The sequence below is a fragment of the Phocaeicola abscessus CCUG 55929 genome, assembly GCF_000312445.1.
Classification (GTDB): domain Bacteria; phylum Bacteroidota; class Bacteroidia; order Bacteroidales; family Bacteroidaceae; genus Phocaeicola; species Phocaeicola abscessus.
Window position 1 is genome coordinate 838,232 of the sequence record NZ_HE997182.1, and the last position, 19,710, is coordinate 857,941.

Genomic DNA, 19,710 nt, shown 5'->3' on the forward strand with positions numbered 1-19,710 from the left:
CCCCAACCTGTTCGATGCGGTTGTTTATCCTGTCGGAGGTTTGTTTGGCTTCGATGGATGATTGGCTTTATCTGACGGCGATCGACACATTCGCTTCGTTCAGATTGTCGGCCGTCGCGGTAATATCGATCTGGCCTTTTCGATCGTAGCCTTGTACGACCACTAAACATTTACCGTAAAAGGCTTTACGGTGATTCGTTTTGAAGCGTTCCATCGAAACGGGGTTCCCGTTGTCGACACCGGCGATGAACCCGTCGCCTCGAACGTCGAAGGTCACTTCGTTATCTGCATTAGGGCACGGATTTCCGTCCTTGTCCAACACTTCTACGGTAATGTAACTCAAATCTTTTCCGTTGTTCCGAATAGTGTTCCTATCGGGTGTTAAACGAATTTGGGCGGGCTCGCCGGCCGTATGAATTTCCCGTTCGGAAATCACGTTGCCATTTTTGCGCGAAACCACTTTGACCGTTCCCGGTTCGTACTTTACGCGCCATACGACATGGCATTCATTCCGCTCCTTCCGACGTATTCCCTGAGAGGTGCCGTTGATGAAAAGTTCCGTTTCGTCAGCATTGTTGTAATAAGCCCACATATCGATCTCCTGCCCTTCTTGCCAATTCCAGTGAGGATATAGGTGCAGGACGGTTTTATCGGGACACCATTCCGACTGATACATATAATATACGTCTTTAGGGAACCCGCACAAGTCGATCAGCCCGAAGTACGAACTGCGAGCAGGCCAAGGGTACGGGGTGGGTTCGCCGATGTAATCGATGCCGGTCCAGATGTATTGTCCGCTTATGAAATCTTTATCTTTAATGGCTTTCCACATTTCTTCCTGCGTGCTTCCCCAAGGTACATGGCAGTTGTCGTAGGCCGAGCAGGAGAAAGATGGATCATGAAAAGGCTTGTCCCAGCGAGAAGGCCAGACGAACATTGAGTCGGAAGGCATGCGATAATACCCTCGCGTAGCCAATCCCGATACGCTTTCCGTTACGATGAACGGCTTGCCCGGATATAATCGGGGCACGGCATCGTATTGGGGAATGTGATAATTATATCCGATGATATCGAGTGCGCCGGATTTGATCAAGAGATTTCCCGGATCGGCAAAGTTGCACGCTGCGGTGACGGGGCGGGTCGGATCCGTTTCCTTTACTATCTCCGTCAACCGTTTCGTCAATTTTGAATTGAACGACATCTCGTCTCCTTTCGTCGATTTGTCGGCTTGCCCTTGGGCGAAATTCAGCAGGAAGTTGGCTTCTTCGGGCGAGAGGTTATCCGCATGGGGGTTACTGTATTGTTCGATGACTTCGTTCCCGATGCTCCATATAAAGATCGACGGATGGTTGCGATCTCGGACGATCAAGTCTTTCAAATCGCGTTCATACCATTCCCGAAAATAGTTCGCATAATCGTATTGCGTCTTTTTCTTATACCACATATCGAATGCTTCGTCCATGACGATGAACCCCATGCGGTCGCACAAGTCTAACAATTCTGGCGCGGGCGGATTGTGCGACGAGCGAATACCGTTGCATCCCATCTCTTTTAGGAGTTGCAGGTTGCGTTCCATCGCCCGGGTGTTGAAGGCGGCTCCCAGACAGCCCAAATCGTGGTGGAGGCAGACGCCGTTGATCTTCACTCGTTTACCGTTCAGGAAGAATCCCTTTTGCGCATCGAAGGTAAAAGATCGGATGCCGAAAGGCGTGTCGTACGTATCGATGAGCGACTTACCGTTCATTCGGAGTTCTGTCTTGACCCGATACAGATAAGGTCGGTCGATGTCCCAGAGTTTGGGGTTCGTTACGTGCAATTCCTGCGTGATTTCTTTCGTTTGTCCGACGGGGATTATCTGCAGTTCGTCGGTAACTGCTTCGGCTACGGTTTTACCGTCCGCATCCAGAAGAACGGTGCGGACTTTGATGGCTGCATCATAAACGACTTTGCCCTCTTCCGCTTTATCGTTATTCTCGACTGCGGTGCGGACAATCAGCTTCCCGCCATGCTCTGAAACATTTTCAGCTGTTACGTATGTACCCCATTGGGCGACGTGCACCGGGTTCACCGCTCTCATACAAACCGATCGGTAAATGCCGCAACCCGAATACCAGCGGGAATTGGGCTGCTTTTCATTGTCGACTTTCACGACGAGTACATTCTTCTCGTCCCAGTTGATATAAGGAGTCATTTCGTAACTGAAAGAGATGTAGCCGTAGGGGCGGAAACCTAACTGATGTCCGTTCAGGTAAACGGTGGAATTCATGTAGATGCCGCCGAAGTCGATGAAGTATTGCTTGCTTCTGTCGCTGACGGTGAACGTCTTGCGATACCAACCGATACCGCCCGGAAGAGCACCTCCAGTAGGCCTCGAAGGATTGTCTTGGCTGAAGTCGCCTTCGATCGCCCAATCGTGTGGAAGGTTCAGTTTACGCCATCCGGAATCGTCGTAATCCGGTTGGACGACGGAAGAGTCATTTCCTAATCGGAAAGTCCAATCGGCGGTGAAGTCGACGCTTCTATCCGGTTCGTCCGATGGTTCGGCGCAACTGCTTGCCAGTAAAAGCAGGCAGCAGCTAAACGATAAGGGGAGGAATTTTTTCATGGTGGAATGGATGATGAATCCTTCTTGCCCGCTACGGAGCAAGAAGGATGGGGTTACCTCGAAAGATTATTTTGCATAGCTGACGGCACGGGTTTCACGTATAACCGTAATTTTAACCTGCCCCGGATAAGTCATCTCGTCTTGAATCTTTTTGGCGATTTCGTCGGAAAGTTGTTCCGTTTCCTTATCGCCAATCTTGTCGGCACCGACGATTACGCGTAATTCACGACCTGCCTGGATGGCGTAGGTCTTGGTGACGCCTGGATACGACATGGCCAATTGCTCCAGATCGTTCAGCCGTTTGATATAGGCTTCCACGATTTCCCGTCGCGCTCCGGGGCGCGCTCCGGAGATTGCATCGCAGACTTGAACGATAGGGGCGAGCAGGCTCGTCATCTCTACTTCATCGTGGTGAGCGCCGATGGCGTTGCAGATATCGGGTTTCTCTTTATATTTTTCCGCCAATTTCATGCCTAACAGGGCGTGCGGCAATTCTGGTTCGTCGTCTGGCACTTTGCCGATATCATGCAGCAGCCCTGCCCGTTTGGCTCTCTTGGGATTTAAGCCTAATTCCGACGCCATCACCGCACAGAGATTGGCAGTCTCCCGGGCATGTTGTAATAAGTTTTGGCCGTAGGAAGAACGGTATTTCATTTTACCGATGATGCGAATTAGCTCTGGATGCAATCCATGAATGCCAAGGTCGATAGTGGTCCGTTTGCCGGTCTCGATGATTTCGTCTTCGATTTGCTTTTTTACTTTTGTCACGACTTCTTCAATACGTGCCGGATGGATGCGGCCGTCGGTTATCAGCTGGTGCAGTGCCAATCGGGCGGTTTCGCGGCGGACAGGGTCGAAAGCCGAGAGGACGATGGCTTCGGGTGTATCATCCACTACGATTTCTACTCCCGTGGCCGCTTCGAGAGCTCGGATGTTGCGACCTTCACGACCGATGATTCGGCCTTTCACTTCGTCGTTATCTATATGGAATACCGTGACGGAGTTTTCTATGGCCGTTTCAGTAGCTACCCGCTGAATGGTTTCTATGACGATGCGTTTCGCTTCTTTATTGGCCGTCATCTTTGCATCGTCCATGATATCGTTGATATACGACTGCGCTTGGGTTTTGGCCTCTTCTTTCAACGATTCGACCAGGTGTTCTTTTGCTTCGTCGGCCGACAGGCCGGAGATGACTTCCAATTTTTCACGTTCCTGCTGTTGTAATTTTTCTAATTCTTCTTTCTTCCTGTCAACGACAATGATCTGAGCGTCGAGATTGGCTTTAATTGCATCGTTTTCCACGCGTTTTCGCTGAATTTCCTCCTGTCGTTGTTTCAGCATCAATTCCCGTTGTTTCAATTTGTTTTCCGCTTGTTGGATACGTTGGTTACGCAAGGTAACTTCTTTTTCCAATTCCGCTTTCTTATTTAAGAATTTTTCCTTTACTTCGAGAAGCTTATTCCTTTTGATGGTTTCGGCTTCGTTTTGCGCCTCTTGTAAAATAGCATTCCGCTTGTTTTTCATGCCGTATTTGAAAAGCATGTATACGCTTCCGCTACCTAACACTAAGCACCCAATTGCTATGATTACTATTGTTGCCATGGTTATAATTTATTATAATAAAAAACGCACATTCCCTTGGCAAAGGAAAATCCATTTACTTCAAGGATGTGCGTGAGAATTCGTTTATAATTATGGTAAACAGGTGTTATTTGATGTATTTCTCAATCAAACTCGTCAACTCCTGTAGCTTCCCTTGATACGGTTTTACATCCGTAACACTCTTTAGAGAAGCGCATTCAAAAGCTAACTCCAATGCCGTCATCGCCCAATGCCTTTTATCATTCATCATAGGGTAAAGGGTGCGGTACCTGTTTAGTTTATAATTAATCTGTTTGGCAGCTTCCCGATAAAATATTTCGTCTTCTCGACGGATTTTCATCGGATAATTGTCGTTGTCAATCAGTAGATTTATTTTTAATATTTCATTCTCCATTCCGCAATCGTCTTATCGGGTTTAATCGTTCAATAAAGCGATGCAGCGGTCGACCTCACGCACCAGCTTCGACAATCTTTTCTTCGTATCCATAATGTCTCGATCGTGAATGCTGATTGTCTTGGCCATTCTAAGATTGATGTACATAGTTTCCAATTCGTTTTTACTATCGTTCAACTTCTTCAGTTCGTCGCCTTTTTGTGCGAGAAAATGCTTCAGGCTTTCATTTTCATGCTGCAACTGTTCATATTGATGCATCAGTTGCCTAAGCTTCGCTTCAAAAGTCGCCAATAGATTTTTGCCCTCTTCCGCCATTTATACCAAAATTATATACAAATATAAAGGATTGGCGACAAATAATGAAATATTTTTCGAAGAATTTCAGTAAATGCCGTTAAAAAACTTTTGGATGGCGTATCTTTGTATATTAATACCGAGGTGACATTAGGTACAGATTTAAAGTTTATTTTTATGTATACAGTGATTAAACGCATGGAAATATCGGCTGCTCATAGTCTGAAACTTTCCTATAGAAGTAAATGTGAGAATTTGCATGGTCACAATTGGGTTGTTACCGTTTATTGCCGTTCTGAAAAGTTGAACGAAGAGGGAATGGTGGTCGATTTTACGCATATCAAAGACGTGGTGATGGGGCGGTTGGATCATCGTCATCTGAATGACGTCCTTCCCTATAATCCGACTGCAGAGAACATCGCCCGATGGATTTGCGAGCAAATCCCCGCTTGCACGAAAGTGGAAGTATGCGAGTCGGAAGGCAATACGGTGGTCTATGAAAAAGATTAATGAAATTTTCTATAGTCTACAAGGAGAAGGTTTTTATACGGGAACTCCCGCCGTATTCATTCGTTTTTCTGGATGCAACCTCCGGTGTGCTTTTTGCGATACCCGTCATGAAGAAGGTTCGATGATGTCGGATCGAGCGATTCTGCGGGAAGTGATGAAGCATCCGGCGAAGATGGTGATCCTCACAGGAGGTGAACCTGGCCTTTGGGTAGACGAGAATTTGGTGGAGCAATTGCATGCGTTAGGAAAGTATGTGTGTATCGAGACGAATGGGATGTATGCGTTGCCTGCGAATATAGATTGGGTGACTTGTTCGCCCAAGCGGGAGGGCGAGCTCCGTTTGAAACGAATGGATGAAGTGAAAGTGGTTTATCTTGGACAGGATGTTTCGATTTATTTGCAGTTGCCTGCTAAGCATTTTTTTTTACAGCCCTGTTCAGGGAAGAATACGGTGGAAGTGCTGGGTTACATTCTGAAGCATCCGGATTGGCGGCTCAGTTTACAACTCCATAAGCTCTTGAATATTCGTTGATCGAAATTTATACTAGTTTCAATTCTTCGAACATTTTTCGGTAGATAGCCGCCTTCTTTTCTACGTTCATCGGGTAAGCACGGCTCGATGACGGCATGCGGTACAAACGCATCGATCTGTTGTCCAGCAGGAACGGTTCGCTGGTTCCTACTTTTGGGGAGATTACTTTAATTTGCGTTCGAACGGTTTCCGTCGCTTTCTCGCCGGTGGTGACGATCGTCCGACATTGCGGGATTCGGGTTAGCAAAGCAGGGATATCTGTGGACTGGACGATCTCTAAAAATTTGTCGGAGGCATTGTCTTTGAGTCGGCGGATAGCTCTTGCCGTATCGAAAAGAGCGATGCCCTTTTCGTGTAAGAATCGGATCAGTTTCTCCTTATCGAAAATATTTTTTTCGGAAATGATAAAATGGGTTTTGTCTCCGAAGAAGATAACGCCGAAAATCCGCCACATGTCGTTGGTGAAATTCGGATAGTAGAAATCCATCTTCCACCGCCTCGGTTGAGGAGGAAAGCTCCCTAACATCAAGAGGACGGCATGAGGAGGGAGAAACGGTTCGAACGGATGGGTCTCGATCTCGTTCATTGGGCGGTATCTTTGGGCTTCGGCTCTTTTTTGGCCAAGAAGACGATGTGGTAAGCGTATTCCGTCATCCATGCCTCCGAGTAGTTGAGTACGCGCTGATATTGTCGAATGTTCTTACAGGTTTTGCGCACGCTATCGTCTTTGAAATTCTCTTTTGTCATGATATCGCGGATGGTCTTCTCGGTCAGCGAACGGAGCGTTTTCTTCATGATGCTCGGCATACGGAACTTCCATTGCATCAGGTTGCCGATAACCATCATCAAATCGTTGCTGAAACCTTGGAACATGAAGAGGTAATTCTTGATGTCGTTGATGTTATGACAGTTTTTCTTTATGGAACCATCGATTTCTGTGAAGAAGATATTGCTTAATCCGTATATGTCGGACAGCATCTTTTTGCAACGAGATCTCTCTGCGATGCCTAATTTGTTGTTTTGGGTAGGAATTTTAAGCGTACGCTTGAAGACGGCCAAGTCTGGCAAGAAGTTAATATTCGTTACCCCGATGTTACAAGCCATGACCGACTGATAATATACTCGGATCAAGGTCATGAAGTCCTCCATGCCACCTACCCTTGTTGTCTTTTCATTTCTCCTTTTGCCAAACAGACTTTTTAGTTTCGATAATATGTTCATATATGCCCTTTTTTAGGATGGATGCAAATGTACGAATTTATTTTGATAATTCCCAGCATTAGTGTTAGTTCTTATGCCGAGAAACGGAAAACAACGTGAAAAACGATGTATAAGGCGACGATCGGAGATGCCGTGCAATGGATGAGGTTTTGTTAAGTTATATAGGTGGAAGTATTATACGATATGTTTGCCCTTTAAAAACGACTATTTATTTTTGTAATACATGAAGAATATCATATCTTTATGACATTGTTAAAAAGCTATTCTGTAAGGTAATTCCCTAAATTATCATTTACATAACCGTAATTCGGATAGCAAAGACGAAATTTAAGAAGACATTATCGTGCTTGTTCGTCTTTCTGACAGCAAATATGCATACTCGGGGATTTATCGAGGAACGGAATCTTGACACTGCGCTAATCGAGCGATCTACGAACGTATGAAAGTGACGGATACGTTTTACATAGACGCTGATTACGGGAAAGATCCCGCCGTTCAGGTTGTATAACCTATCCGTTTAGGTTGCGGATAGAACCGTTTAGGTTATACGACCCCGTCGTTTAGGTTATGGGACGTAAACGTTCAGGTTCCGGATATCGTCGTTTAGGTTCCGGACGTCGGCGTTTAGGTGGGAGACCTCATCGTTTAGGTTGTCGAACGTCATCGGAGAGGTTGGAGGACATAAACGGAAGTATTCCGGACGTCGTCGGATAGGTTAGGGGACGTCATCGTTTACGTTGGGGAACGTATCCGGCGAGGTTCGGAGACAGTTAGTTGCAACTACGTTTATGGGTCATAATATTCAGTACTAACCTGTCGGTTTCGTTCATGGCTTCTTTTCCGATTCGCGTGAGATTCTGGATGCTTTGGTCGATATCGTCGTCGACGATTCCTTCGGCAGGAGTGACGCACTGATGTTCGATCGCGAGGATCGACGAGAGAATTGCCGTCGACGTACCGCTTGTAACCTTTAAGGAACAACTCGGCTTGGCCCCGTCGCAAATCATGCCGGTGATGTTGCCGATCATGTTCTTTACGGCGAAGGTGATCTGCTCGTAATTGCCTCCCATCAGGTAGGTGATTCCGCAGCTTGAACCGGTAGAAGCTACCACACACCCACAAAGTGCGGAGAGCCTTCCGAGACTTTGTTTAATGTAGATTACGGTGAGATGACTCAGGGTAAGCGCGCGGATCAACTCCTCCTCGCTCTTATGGTTGTCCTCCGCATAGATAACCACCGGCAAGGTGGCCGTAATGCCCTGATTGCCGCTGCCTGAGTTGCTCATGACGGGGATCATGGCGCCGGCCATTCGGGCATCGCATGCGGCGGAGGTGTATGAGAGTATTCGCGAGAAGGTGTTTTTTCCTAAAATCTTTTGTTTCATAGGACTGTCTTGCAGTATTTTTCCTAATTTGTGTCCATAATTCCCATTGAAAGATTGTTGCGCCGCTGCTTTGTTCAGATCTCTTGATCTCAGGATGAAGCGGATTTCGTCGAGCGGAGCGGTGGTCGCGAATTCGTAAACTTTTCGGAAGGCCAGTCGAATATCCTCTTCTTCTTTTTCGGGTGACGATGCTTTTTCTTTTCTGTCCAATAATATTTCCTGGTTATGAGCGATAAAAACGAAATGGGTATGTTCGCCCGAAATAATGGCTTTGGCTTCTTCGCCGTCCGCTTCGCAGATGATTTCGATGTAAAGCTTTTCCGTAATATTTTCTTTCAGATTGATGCAAATCTTATTCGAGTAAATCATTTTTTTACTTTCCTCTACGTCTGCCGGTGTACAATCTTTCAATACTTCCAAGTTATATGCCGATTTGCCGATCCGGGAACCCAAGGCAATGGCTATGGGCAGACCGATCATTCCTGTACCCGGTATTCCGACTCCCATGGCATTTTTTAGAATGTTCGCACTGAGCAAAGCGTAGATCTTTTCCGGTGCCTTGCCTAAGATCTCCGTGGCTTTCGCTGCGCAAAGCGCAACAGCGATAGGTTCGGTACAACCGATTGCAGGCACGACTTCGCGTTCTATCAAGGCGATAATTTTTTTTCTTTCTCTGTGATCCATTGCTGATTGCCGTTTTTACTTTTTATAGTTCTCTAATCCTGTCTGGAGAAATTCGAGGTAGGCGTTGATGTTTTCATCATACGAATACGATTTGTTCAAAGGTTTTCCTTCATTATCGATCAATACGTAGAAAGGTTGTGTCAGGGCACCGAATTTAGTCATCTGCAGATGACTCCACTTGTCGCCGAAGGTACGTAAGGTACGATCTTTCCCGTTTTCAGTCACTTTTATCGGCTGGACGAGTTTTTTCTTATTATCTACGTATAAGGAAATCAGCACGTAGTCTTCATTAATCAGATTAAATATTCTCGGATCAGTCCAAACGGCAGCTTCCATTTTTCTGCAATTTACGCAACCGTAACCCGTAAAGTCGAGCATGACAGGAAGACCGTTTTCCTGAGCATATTTCATGCCCGCTTCGTAATCATCGAATTTAGCATGGATTACTTTATTATTCAAATTGAAATCTTGTGTATTCATCGGAGGAGCAAATGCGCTGACGGCTTTCAACGGAGCTCCCCAAAGTCCGGGAATCATGTAAATGGCAAAAGCTATCGAAACGAATGCTATAAAGAAACGGGATACCGAAGTATGGGTGCTCTCGTCGTCGTGAGGAAATTTAATGATACCTAAGAGGTAGATTCCCAACAGGATGAATATAGCGATCCATAAGGATAAAAACGTTTCTCGGTCGAGAAGGTGCCATCCATAAGCTAAATCAGCCACGGATAAAAATTTTAACGAGAACGCCAATTCGATGAAACCGAGTACCACCTTGATTACATTCATCCAACCGCCCGATTTGGGCATCGATTTCAGCCAAGAGGGAAACATCGCGAAGACGGTAAAGGGCAAGGCCAATGCGATGGCGAATCCGAACATGCCGATAATGGGGGCTGTCATATTGCCCGTGATGGAAACCCCGGCCAACAAAAGTCCTATGACTGGTGCCGTACACGAGAAGGAAACCAATACCAATGTGGAGGCCATGAGAAAAATACTCAAGAGTCCACTGGTCTGTTCGGCTTTACTGTCCACCGCATTGTTCCATTTCGAAGGAAGGGAAATTTCGAACCCTCCGAAGAAGGAAGCGGCGAAAACGATCAGCAAGACGAAAAGGAAAATATTGAATATGGCATTTGTCGATAATGCATTCAGAGCGTTTCCACCGAACAATAAAGTGATAACGATACCTAACGTAACGTAGATGAGTATGATGGATATGCCGTATATGACAGCACTTCGTATCCCTTTCTTCCTGTCTTTCGCACGTTTCAGGAAGAAACTGACGGTCATTGGTATAATTGGCCATACGCATGGAGTGAATAAGGCAATCAATCCTCCGGCGAATCCTGCAAAGAAAACATAGATCCACGAGCGGTTCTGTTCGACTTTCTCTTGATCGAATGCTTGTAATTCTTTCGTAACAGGTTGCCACCAGTCGGCCGAGGCATTTACATCCTCCGTAGCGGCCATGTTTTCAGCTATCGTATCGGTAGAAATAACTTCTTGGGAGGACTTGGGTGCTGTTCCCGTCTTGCCAGCCGAAGCGACAGCTCCTTGCCCGGAGAATTTGAAAGGTACTTCCGTAGGAGGTAAACAGGTTTCGTCGTTACATGCTCCGTATTCCATATAGCCTTCTATCTGATAAGTGGGAGCGGTTAATTTCAGCGTCTGGCCAAACGTGACTTCTTTTTCAAAATATTTCAATTTCATTTCGAAGACGTGATCGAACTTTTCTATTTCTTTTGTCAGCGGTTTAAATTTGCCAGCCAATTCTGCACCTTCCACTTTCGTTATGTTAAAGGTGGCCGAAATTGGTCCCCCTTCCGGAAGGTCGGTGGAATAAACATGCCAACCGCTTTCGATACTTCCTTTAAAAAGGATTTGGATTTCATTATCCGAGATGGCGCTCAGGGATGTCGTAAACTTGACCGGATTGGGTAATTGCGCAACACCCCTTAGACTAATCGTCGAAAGGAGTAGTAGGAAGATAACTTTTCTCATATTCTTTTTATTTGATACGGCAAAGATAATGATTTATAGGATAAAAGTTGAATAAAAACAGAAAATACTATCATTAAAAAAATACGATACTATTGTAGATAAAAAATAAAGTTGTATCTTTGCACGACTTTCGTCATAAAGTTTTGGAGAGGTGGCTGAGTGGTCGATAGCGGCGGTCTTGAAAACCGTTGTACCGAGAGGTACCCGGGGTTCGAATCCCTGTCTCTCCGCAAAAAAGTTATAAATCAACGAGTTGCGCTTTAAGCGGGCCGTGCAAAAAGGAAAACCTATGAAATATTTGTATTTCATAGGTTTTCCTTTTTAGAAGTCTTTTGAAAGTGGTGCCTCCAGGAGTTGAACCGGGGACACATGGATTTTCAGTCCATTGCTCTACCACCTGAGCTAAGGCACCTTTTGCTTCCTGCAACAAAAGCGAATGCAAAGTTATATACATTTTCTGATTTTACAAGTTTCCGAAGAAAAATCTTCTTAAATCTTTTTCTTCTTAAAAAAATGGTTTACCTTTGCCTCCGCATTTCGCAGCGGAATGTAGCGCAGTTGGTAGCGCACTACGTTCGGGACGTAGGGGTCGGGCGTTCGAGTCGCCTCATTCCGACAGAGGATAGGCAAATGAGGGGATTTTCATTTGCCTATTTTCCTATCTCTTCCTCGTAGTATGGAGCGAGAAGATGATCCGCCGTACTTTTGCGGCGAAAATTTAGTATGCAAAGACGATGGCAAAAATTTATCGAAACCTGACCGAATTGATTGGGCATACACCGCTTATCGAGTTTCGGAATATCGAAAAGCAAGAAGATTTAAAAGCAAAGTTAATCGCTAAAGTTGAAGCTTTTAATCCTGGTAGTAGCGTGAAAGACCGCATTGCATTGGCAATGGTCGAAGATGCGGAACAAAAGGGCTTTCTAAAGCCCGGTGCGACCATCATCGAACCTACCAGTGGAAATACGGGCATCGGACTGGCTTGGGTCTCGTCAGTAAAGGGATACGAACTCCTATTAACCATGCCAGACACCATGAGCGTAGAACGCCAGAACTTATTAAAAGCCTTAGGTGCCACCTTAGTCCTTACACCGGGAAGCGAAGGTATGAAAGGAGCTATCCGCAGAGCAAACGAACTACAGGGAGAGATCGAGGGATCCGTCATGCTACAACAGTTTGAAAATCCCGCCAATCCTGCCATACATGCCCGAACCACCGCTGAAGAGATTTGGCAAGACACGGATGGAGCGGTAGATGTTTTCGTAGCAGGCGTCGGTACCGGTGGTACACTGTGCGGAACGGCAGCAGGTTTGAAGAAATATAAACCGACCATACGGGCGGTAGCCGTCGAGCCGGAAGGTTCACCCGTCTTGTCGGGAGGACAGGCCGGACCTCATCAGATTCAAGGTATCGGTGCGGGCTTTGTCCCTAAGAACTTCCGTGCGGAGCTGGTCGACCAAATCATTCGTGTAACCGATAACGACGCCATACGTACTGCTCGTTCCTTGGCCCGAAGAGAAGGACTCTTGGCGGGCATTTCCTCCGGAGCCTCCGTCTATGCGGCCATTCAATTAGCAAAGCGAGAAGAAAATGCGGGAAAGACGATCGTAGCCCTTCTCCCCGATACTGGTGAACGCTACTTATCGACAGCCTTATACGCTTTCGAGAAGGATCCTCTATAATTATAATACCGTTCACTATGCATCGTTCCTTCCCGAACGGCATTCATGAGAAGAGAAGGAGCAAAACAAAAGATTATGATTAACTTTGCGAAGTTTTTAAGTACGAATCATTCACGCTTTAAAGATATGACGACAACGAAATTCAAACCAGGCACCATCTGCGTACAAGCCGGCTGGAAGCCTAAGAAGGGGGAACCTCGCATCCTTCCGATCTATCAAAGTACGACTTTTAAATATGACAACAGCGAACAAATGGCCCGATTGTTCGATTTAAAAGAGGAAGGGTATTTTTACTCTCGTCTTCAGAATCCGACAAATGATAGTGTCGCCTCCAAGATCGCAGCGTTGGAAGGGGGTATCGGCGCCATGTTGACATCTTCCGGTCAGGCGGCTAACTTTTATGCCGTGTTCAATATCTGTGAAGCCGGCGATCACTTCGTGTGCGCTTCTGCTGTTTACGGGGGGACATTCAACTTGTTCAGCGTTACGCTGAAAAAATTAGGCATCGACTGTACATTTATCGATGCCGACGCTTCGGATGAGGAAATAGATAAAGTTTTCAGACCGAACACCAAGGCCCTGTTCGGAGAAACCTTGTCCAATCCCGGCATGGCTGTGCTCGATATAGAGAAATTCGCACGTATCGCTCACAGACATGGAGTGCCATTGATCGTCGACAACACCTTTGCCACTCCTATCAACTGTCGCCCGTTCGAGTGGGGAGCCGATATCGTTACCCATTCTACTACCAAATACATGGATGGCCACGCGTCGGCCGTGGGGGGCGCTATCGTCGACAGCGGTCATTTCGATTGGGATGCGCATGCTGATCAATTCCCCGGTTTGACACGGCCGGATGAATCGTATCACGGGTTGACTTATACCCGTGCTTTCGGGAAGATGGCTTATATTACCAAGGCTACTTCGCAATTGATGCGCGACCTAGGCTCCATTCCCTCGCCGCAAAACTCTTTCTATCTGAATATCGGATTGGAGACGTTGCACCTTCGTATGCCTCGCCATTGCGAGAACGCCCAAAAGGTAGCCGAATGGTTAAAAGTTCACCCGTCGGTCAAATGGGTTCATTATCCCGGTTTAAAAGAGGACAAGTATTATCAGCTTGCTCAAAAATACATGCCGCAGGGCTCTTGCGGAGTCATCGCTTTCGCACTGAAAGGAAATCGTGAAGACGCGATAAAATTCATGGACGCGCTTCAGATGATTTGCATTGTGACTCACGTGGCCGATGCACGCACCTGCGTGCTCCATCCGGCAAGTCATACTCATCGCCAATTAAGCGACGAACAGTTAGGAGAAGCTGGTGTGGCTCCCGACTTAATTCGTTTATCCGTCGGTATCGAAGATGCGGAAGACATCCTTGCCGATTTGAGTCAAGCAATAAATAGCATTAGGTAAGATCCTGCCATATATCATAAAGCTATAAGTATGAAAAGAGAATTAGGGTTAGGGCTGATTGGGATTCTTTTACCAATACTGGTCGCTTGTAGCAGTGTGCCTATTACAGGAAGGAAGCAATTACTTCTTGTTTCGGATCAAGACGTCCTTTCATCCAGTTTGACCGAATATGCCAGTTACATGAAGAAAGCCAAGCTATCTGCCAATACCGCAGAAAAAGCGATGGTAGTTAGGGTAGGCCAGAATATCGCTGCCGCTACGGAACAATATTTAAGAAACAACGGTATGTCGAGTGAAATCAATAATTTTTCGTGGGAATTCAATCTGGTAAACAGTTCTGAGGTCAATGCTTTCTGTATGCCCGGTGGGAAAATTGTCGTCTATGACGGTTTGTTGAAGTTAGTAAATTCCGATGACGACTTGGCAGTAGTAATAGGACATGAGGTGGCACACGCTGTGGCTAAACACAGTAACGAACGCATGAGTCAACAAGTAATGGCACAGTATGGCTCTCAGTTATTGGGAGGGGTATTGAGCGGACAGTCGGCGGCGATACGACAATTAAGCAGTGCCGTATATGGACTCGGGGCACAATACGGAGTAATGTTGCCCTTTTCTCGGAAGCACGAATCGGAAGCTGATTATATGGGATTGATTCTTATGACAATGGCGGGGTACAATCCCCACGCAGCTGTCACATTCTGGGAGAAAATGTCGATGAACGGACAAACTGCCGTTCCCGAATTCATGAGTTCACATCCCAGCGATGCTACCCGTATCAGCAACATTAAAAAACATCTTGCGGACGTTCAGAAGTATCGCCCTGCAACGCGTCCGACATCGACAAAAACCACCGCGACCAGGAAGACTATGGCGAAATCTGTAGCGACGAAGAAAAAGTAGTTTTCTTCGTCAATTCGGATTCGCAGCCCATCGACAAAAGACAAGCGTCTCTGCTTGAGCATTCTTCCATGACGCTGGGGGAAGCTATCTCTTTCGGAGAGGGAGCGAGAATTTGTGAACGTCGCTCATCGCTCCATTATTTTCCGTTGTATAAAGACGAAATCGAGTTACCTCGTCTTTTAAACGTTTATCAGCACGAATCGTTACCACATATCGAACCTGATCCCCTTTCGGCAGATAAGAAATCTGTTTACGAGGAGAGAAAGTCAGATGTTTGTTTTCATTCAATTCTTTTATGATGGGAATGATGTTATAAGAAGGGGAATTGCCTGCATTTATTATATCGAAGACCAATTTTGCAGATTCGTCAGCCTCTATGGTTGCGGTTATCATCGATAAAACGGATATTGCAGATATCTACGTTAGAGACATTCTTGACATGGCCTTGACTGTCTGAACAAATATCCTTGTCATAGCATTCGCTATTTTCTGACTTTGGTGTGGTTATGACATTGCTTATGGCTGCACCGGCAATAGTGCCTATCAACGCGCCGAATTGGGATCCGTGCCAGCCGTCAGCATGATCTCCGATAATCGATCCTATCACTCCGGCGATAGACACGCCGGCAGAAACAGCGGCCGGACTGCTAGACATAGCCTGATAACATGAGGAGAAAAACAAAATCGATACGAATAAGGATATAATTATCTTTTTCATATTTTTTCTTTTCGAATTCCGCAGTAAAAATAACTTTTCCTTGTTAATCTAAGCCTTTTCTCTCGTTAAAGTTTCATATAAAAGCGATGATAAAGAACGAAAAAGGATAAGCAGGCTTTTGTTATTTACTTATTTTTGTAACTTCGCCGTCGAAATACATAAAATAACCTGTGTGCAATTAGAACAACGATATCGAAACCGCATCCATGAGGCCACGATTCGGTTAAACAGAATCAAGAAACGGATGCTGCAAGTCAGCATTTTCAGGGTACTCCTGTTCGTGTCCGGCGTAGCAGGCGTTATCTGCTTTTATCATTACGAGATGGGTGTCATTTCGGTCATCGTAGGTATCACCTTCATTCCTTTTCTGCTATTAGTCAAATATCACACCGAATTATTCAGTCGAAAGGAATGGACGGAAACCCTTATTCGGGTAAATGAAGATGAAATCTCGGCTCTGCATAATGATTATATGCCTTTCGATAAGGGGGAAGAATTCGTGGATTCTGCCCATCGCTACACCTTGGATTTGGATATCTTCGGGAATCATTCTTTGTTCCAGGCTGTGAATCGAACTTGTACGTCATTCGGGAAAAACGTCTTAGCAAATTGGTTACAGCATCACTCGGAGGATAAGGACGAGATCGTATCCCGGCAGGAAACCGTCAGCGAATTGAGCCAACTGACCGATTTTCGTGAGAAGTTCCGTATTACGGGCTTATTGTACAAAGGCGAGGGTGGCGATAAAGACGAAATCCAGCGCTGGGCGGAAGCACCTGCTCGTTTTTCCGCGAAGAGATGGGTGAAGCCTTTGATTCGCTTGGTTCCCATGACGAACGTTATCCTGTTCGGTCTCGGTCTGCTTCATCTCATCTCATTCAATTGGTTCGGGTTAGGTTTCGTCTGTTTCGTCATATTCAGCATGGGGTTGGTAAAATCCGTCACACTGTTCCAATCCGACTTCGATAAGCGGTTCAAAATCCTTTCTACCTATGCGAAATTGATTCGACTGATCGATCGGCAGCAGACGAAAGCTTCACTGTTGACTCGGCTGAAATCCGAATTCCATTGTCAGGACGGGAAAAGCACTTCTGAAGCATTGAAGATTCTGGAAACAGAACTGAACCGCCTGGATTTGCGGAACAATCTGCTCCTCTATATCATCTTGGAAGGATTATGTTTCTGGCAACTTCGACAAGTCATCAGGATCGAAGAATGGCAACGACAATACGGAAAATCGTTGATTCGATGGTTAGATGCATTGGGCGAGGTAGACGCACTTTGCTCCTTGGGTAACTTCGCCTATAATCATCCTGACTACCGTTATGCTATCATCGTCGACAAACCTTTCGTCTTTAAAGCAAAGGATCTGGGACATCCACTGATGTCGAACGGGCAGTGCATAACCAACGATGTAGATGTGCCGTCGCGCCCTTACTTTCTCATTATCACGGGAGCAAACATGGCTGGAAAAAGCACCTACCTCCGAACTATCGGGATTAATTACATATTGGCCTGTACGGGTGCTCCGTGCTATGGCACGTCTTTGGAAATATTTCCCGCCAAATTGATCACCAGTCTGCGCACTACTGACTCATTGGATAAACACGAATCTTATTTTTTCGCCGAATTAAAACGATTGAAAGAGATTATCGACCGGCTCAACAGGGGCGAAATACTCTTTATCATATTGGACGAAATATTAAAGGGGACGAACTCGTTGGACAAGCAAAAGGGATCTTTCGCCCTGATTCGACAATTCATGAATCTCCGAGCCAACGGCATTATCGCTACGCATGATCTCCTCTTAGGCCAGTTGATCGATTCGTTTCCCGACACCATCCGCAACAATTGTTTCGAAGCAGATATAACCGCCGGTGAATTGACGTTCTCGTACCGACTGCGGCCGGGTATCGCCCAAAATATGAATGCATGCTTTTTAATGAAGAAAATGGGGATTCGGATGGAGGATATTTGAAAAATCCATATCTTTGTCCACCCTGAAGAGAAAAATCTTATATAAAATCATATCATAATGAAAAAGCTTTTGTTATTAATTTCGTTCTTTTTGTTCTCACTTTGCATCCAAGCTCAGGAAGCGAAGTATGTGTTTTATTTCATCGGCGACGGAATGGGCGTGAATCAAGTTCTCGGTACGGAATACTATTTGTCCGCCGCTAAGGGAGAATTGGGTGTTACACCCCTCCTCTTCGCTTCGTTCCCTTATGCCACGACCGCCGCTACATGGTCGGCTGACAGCGATGTCACCGACTCGGCTGCTTCGGGAACGGCGTTAGCGTCAGGAAATAAAACGTCGAACGGCACCTTGGGATTGTTGAAAGACTGGAAGACCAGCGTCAACAGCATAGCCGTCTGGGCTAAAGAGAGCGGGAAGCGCGTGGGCATCAGTACGAGCGTCAGTATCGACCATGCTACTCCCGCCGCCTTCTACGCGCACGTCCCCAAGAGAGGGATGTATTATGAAATCGGTTGTCAGCTTCCCCAATCGGGTTTCGACTTCTTTGGAGGGGCTGGCTTCTTGAAACCGGTAAAGAAAGACGATCCAAACGCTCCCAATGTGTACGATTTGTGTTCTAAGGCAGGGTATACCGTAGCTCGTGGTTATAAGGATTATCAAAAGAAATCGAAAAAGGCGGACAAACTGATTCTGTTTCAGAAAGAAGGAAAGGAAAATAGCAATCTCCCTTACGCTATCGACCGTGAAAAAGACGATCTTACTTTGACGGACATTACCCGTGCCGGTATCCACTTCCTGATGAAAGAACCCGACAAAGGTTTCTTCTTCATGGTCGAAGGCGGACAAATCGATTGGGCTTGCCATAGCAACGACCCTGGAGCTTGGGTGAACGAAGTGATCGATATGGACAATGCCATTAAGGTGGCTTATGAATTCTATCAACAGCATCCGGACGAAACTCTGATTGTGATCTCCGCCGACCATGAAACAGGCGGTTTAGTGCTTACCCGAGGAGGCTATAAGCTGAACGTCGGCGCGTTGAAGTATCAAAAGGTCAGCGAGAACAAATTCACGCAACTCTTGAGCAGACTGCGCAAGAAATACGCTGATAACATACCGTGGAACGTTATGAAACAGACTATTGCGGACTATTGGGGATTCTACGAGGGGCTGGCTCTGACGGAAGCCCAAGAAAAACTGATTCGGGAAACATACGAAAAGACGTTGAATGGACAGACTCCCGAGATGGTAAAAAGCGAATATAAAAGCGATGAACCGATGTCGGGAGTGCTGAAAAATATCATGAACGAGATCGCCATGGTCAGTTGGGTTACGCGCGATCACTCCGCCGGATTCGTCCCCGTCTATGCCGTGGGAGCGGGCGCCGAACGTTTTGCAGCCAAGACCGACAATGCACAACTTCCATTGAAAATAGCAGAAGCTGCGGGCTATAAGCATTGATCTGGTTGGTATTGTATAAAAGTAGACTGCCCGGCAAACGACGGGTGCTTTTCATGTGCTCCAGATTTGCTATCGCAAGCGATGCTTGAAGGGATCCACAATCTCGACAACTATTGTGAAGGCTATGGCTGGATTAACAAGTAGAGAAAGAGATATTTGAGTATCGCGAATACTCCCACAAACGCCGAAAGTAAATATCATCGATATGGGAGAAATAACAAATATCGATCGAATAAAGATTATAGCGACAGGGACGTTCCATATAGAATAAACATTCAAGATAGAAGTGCAATTTCTTATCGTGTGTTTGTAAGAGAG

At 46.1% G+C, this 19,710-nt stretch carries 16 protein-coding genes and 3 tRNA genes; 9 read left to right on the forward strand and 10 right to left on the reverse strand.

Features of this window, described 5'->3' with window-relative positions; genetic code table 11:
- Positions 1-67: 67 nt before the first annotated feature.
- The 4 genes from BN102_RS03345 to BN102_RS03360 all read right to left on the reverse strand — a co-directional run bounded on the left by BN102_RS03345 (position 68) and on the right by BN102_RS03360 (position 4,916).
- Positions 68-2,605: a glycoside hydrolase family 2 TIM barrel-domain containing protein gene (locus BN102_RS03345; RefSeq protein WP_036787175.1), complete on the reverse strand. Its 2,538-nt coding sequence runs from the start codon at positions 2,603-2,605 to the stop codon at positions 68-70.
- Positions 2,606-2,671: 66 nt separating this feature from the next.
- Positions 2,672-4,207, reverse strand: coding sequence for a ribonuclease Y (gene rny / locus BN102_RS03350; RefSeq protein WP_021312256.1), 1,536 nt, complete (start codon positions 4,205-4,207; stop codon positions 2,672-2,674).
- Positions 4,208-4,313: 106 nt separating this feature from the next.
- Positions 4,314-4,601, reverse strand: a complete 288-nt coding sequence (locus tag BN102_RS03355; RefSeq protein ID WP_019207668.1) for a cell division protein ZapA — start codon at positions 4,599-4,601, stop codon at positions 4,314-4,316.
- 21 nt (positions 4,602-4,622) lie between these two features.
- The gene (locus BN102_RS03360) at positions 4,623-4,916 is read right to left on the reverse strand and encodes a coiled-coil domain-containing protein (protein ID WP_019207669.1); all 294 of its coding nucleotides are present in this window, start codon (positions 4,914-4,916) and stop codon (positions 4,623-4,625) included.
- A gap of 156 nt (positions 4,917-5,072) precedes the next feature.
- On the opposite strand from BN102_RS03360, the gene queD reads away from it, so the two are divergent.
- Both queD and BN102_RS03370 read left to right on the forward strand, forming a co-directional pair.
- Positions 5,073-5,405: a 6-carboxytetrahydropterin synthase QueD gene (gene queD / locus BN102_RS03365; protein ID WP_036787178.1), complete on the forward strand. Its 333-nt coding sequence runs from the start codon at positions 5,073-5,075 to the stop codon at positions 5,403-5,405.
- Positions 5,392-5,937 (forward strand): 7-carboxy-7-deazaguanine synthase QueE, encoded by a 546-nt coding sequence (locus BN102_RS03370; protein ID WP_019207671.1) that lies wholly within the window; start codon positions 5,392-5,394, stop codon positions 5,935-5,937. The genes queD and BN102_RS03370 overlap by 14 nt, the downstream gene beginning before the upstream one ends.
- Before the next feature lie 7 nt (positions 5,938-5,944).
- Here the strand turns inward: BN102_RS03370 and BN102_RS03375 are convergent, their stop codons facing one another.
- From BN102_RS03375 to BN102_RS03390, 4 genes are all read right to left on the reverse strand, one after another.
- Entirely contained in the window at positions 5,945-6,523 is a 579-nt protein-coding gene (locus BN102_RS03375) for a uracil-DNA glycosylase family protein (RefSeq protein ID WP_019207672.1), read from the reverse strand.
- Positions 6,520-7,158: a DUF8491 family protein gene (locus BN102_RS03380; RefSeq protein WP_019207673.1), complete on the reverse strand. Its 639-nt coding sequence runs from the start codon at positions 7,156-7,158 to the stop codon at positions 6,520-6,522. The genes BN102_RS03375 and BN102_RS03380 overlap by 4 nt, the downstream gene beginning before the upstream one ends.
- Before the next feature lie 770 nt (positions 7,159-7,928).
- Entirely contained in the window at positions 7,929-9,227 is a 1,299-nt protein-coding gene (locus BN102_RS03385) for an L-cysteine desulfidase family protein (RefSeq protein WP_019207674.1), read from the reverse strand.
- Positions 9,228-9,242: 15 nt separating this feature from the next.
- Positions 9,243-11,234, reverse strand: coding sequence for a protein-disulfide reductase DsbD family protein (locus BN102_RS03390; RefSeq protein ID WP_019207675.1), 1,992 nt, complete (start codon positions 11,232-11,234; stop codon positions 9,243-9,245).
- A 145-nt stretch (positions 11,235-11,379) separates the two neighbouring features.
- Here BN102_RS03390 and BN102_RS03395 point away from each other — a divergent pair.
- Positions 11,380-11,464, forward strand: a tRNA-Ser gene (locus BN102_RS03395).
- Positions 11,465-11,573: 109 nt separating this feature from the next.
- Here BN102_RS03395 and BN102_RS03400 read toward each other — a convergent pair.
- A tRNA-Phe gene (locus tag BN102_RS03400) sits at positions 11,574-11,646 on the reverse strand.
- 131 nt (positions 11,647-11,777) lie between these two features.
- Between BN102_RS03400 and BN102_RS03405 the strand changes: the two genes are divergently transcribed.
- From BN102_RS03405 to BN102_RS03420, 4 genes are all read left to right on the forward strand, one after another.
- A tRNA-Pro gene (locus BN102_RS03405) sits at positions 11,778-11,850 on the forward strand.
- Between the two features lie 118 nt (positions 11,851-11,968).
- Positions 11,969-12,916 (forward strand): cysteine synthase A, encoded by a 948-nt coding sequence (cysK, locus tag BN102_RS03410; RefSeq protein ID WP_019207676.1) that lies wholly within the window; start codon positions 11,969-11,971, stop codon positions 12,914-12,916.
- A 126-nt stretch (positions 12,917-13,042) separates the two neighbouring features.
- Positions 13,043-14,332 (forward strand): O-acetylhomoserine aminocarboxypropyltransferase/cysteine synthase family protein, encoded by a 1,290-nt coding sequence (locus BN102_RS03415; protein ID WP_036787181.1) that lies wholly within the window; start codon positions 13,043-13,045, stop codon positions 14,330-14,332.
- Positions 14,333-14,362: 30 nt separating this feature from the next.
- Positions 14,363-15,235 carry a M48 family metallopeptidase gene (locus tag BN102_RS03420; protein ID WP_083867178.1) on the forward strand — a complete coding sequence of 291 codons (873 nt, stop codon included), beginning with the start codon at positions 14,363-14,365 and terminating at the stop codon, positions 15,233-15,235.
- A gap of 367 nt (positions 15,236-15,602) precedes the next feature.
- Here the strand turns inward: BN102_RS03420 and BN102_RS11100 are convergent, their stop codons facing one another.
- Positions 15,603-15,953, reverse strand: coding sequence for a YMGG-like glycine zipper-containing protein (locus tag BN102_RS11100; protein ID WP_245545299.1), 351 nt, complete (start codon positions 15,951-15,953; stop codon positions 15,603-15,605).
- A gap of 172 nt (positions 15,954-16,125) precedes the next feature.
- On the opposite strand from BN102_RS11100, the gene BN102_RS03430 reads away from it, so the two are divergent.
- Both BN102_RS03430 and BN102_RS03435 read left to right on the forward strand, forming a co-directional pair.
- On the forward strand, positions 16,126-17,931 hold the full coding sequence (locus tag BN102_RS03430) for a MutS family DNA mismatch repair protein (protein WP_019207681.1): 1,806 nt from the start codon (positions 16,126-16,128) through the stop codon (positions 17,929-17,931).
- A gap of 57 nt (positions 17,932-17,988) precedes the next feature.
- A complete protein-coding gene (locus BN102_RS03435) occupies positions 17,989-19,392 on the forward strand; it encodes an alkaline phosphatase (RefSeq protein ID WP_036786981.1) in 1,404 nt (467 codons plus the stop codon).
- Positions 19,393-19,710 lie beyond the last annotated feature (318 nt).

Excerpts from the sequence above, each read along its gene's own strand:
- BN102_RS03355 (WP_019207668.1), bottom strand. The coding sequence starts at position 4,601 with ATGGAGAATGAAATATTAAAAATAAATCTACTGATTGACAACGACAAT.
- rny (WP_021312256.1), bottom strand. The coding sequence starts at position 4,207 with ATGGCAACAATAGTAATCATAGCAATTGGGTGCTTAGTGTTAGGTAGC.
- BN102_RS03375 (WP_019207672.1), bottom strand. The coding sequence starts at position 6,523 with ATGAACGAGATCGAGACCCATCCGTTCGAACCGTTTCTCCCTCCTCAT.
- BN102_RS03420 (WP_083867178.1), top strand. The coding sequence starts at position 14,363 with ATGAAAAGAGAATTAGGGTTAGGGCTGATTGGGATTCTTTTACCAATA.
- BN102_RS03345 (WP_036787175.1), bottom strand. The coding sequence starts at position 2,605 with ATGAAAAAATTCCTCCCCTTATCGTTTAGCTGCTGCCTGCTTTTACTG.
- BN102_RS03360 (WP_019207669.1), bottom strand. The coding sequence starts at position 4,916 with ATGGCGGAAGAGGGCAAAAATCTATTGGCGACTTTTGAAGCGAAGCTT.
- BN102_RS03385 (WP_019207674.1), bottom strand. The coding sequence starts at position 9,227 with ATGGATCACAGAGAAAGAAAAAAAATTATCGCCTTGATAGAACGCGAA.
- queD (WP_036787178.1), top strand. The coding sequence starts at position 5,073 with ATGTATACAGTGATTAAACGCATGGAAATATCGGCTGCTCATAGTCTG.
- cysK (WP_019207676.1), top strand. The coding sequence starts at position 11,969 with ATGGCAAAAATTTATCGAAACCTGACCGAATTGATTGGGCATACACCG.
- BN102_RS03370 (WP_019207671.1), top strand. The coding sequence starts at position 5,392 with ATGAAAAAGATTAATGAAATTTTCTATAGTCTACAAGGAGAAGGTTTT.
- BN102_RS03390 (WP_019207675.1), bottom strand. The coding sequence starts at position 11,234 with ATGAGAAAAGTTATCTTCCTACTACTCCTTTCGACGATTAGTCTAAGG.
- BN102_RS03435 (WP_036786981.1), top strand. The coding sequence starts at position 17,989 with ATGAAAAAGCTTTTGTTATTAATTTCGTTCTTTTTGTTCTCACTTTGC.
- BN102_RS11100 (WP_245545299.1), bottom strand. The coding sequence starts at position 15,953 with ATGAAAAAGATAATTATATCCTTATTCGTATCGATTTTGTTTTTCTCC.
- BN102_RS03380 (WP_019207673.1), bottom strand. The coding sequence starts at position 7,158 with ATGAACATATTATCGAAACTAAAAAGTCTGTTTGGCAAAAGGAGAAAT.
- BN102_RS03415 (WP_036787181.1), top strand. The coding sequence starts at position 13,043 with ATGACGACAACGAAATTCAAACCAGGCACCATCTGCGTACAAGCCGGC.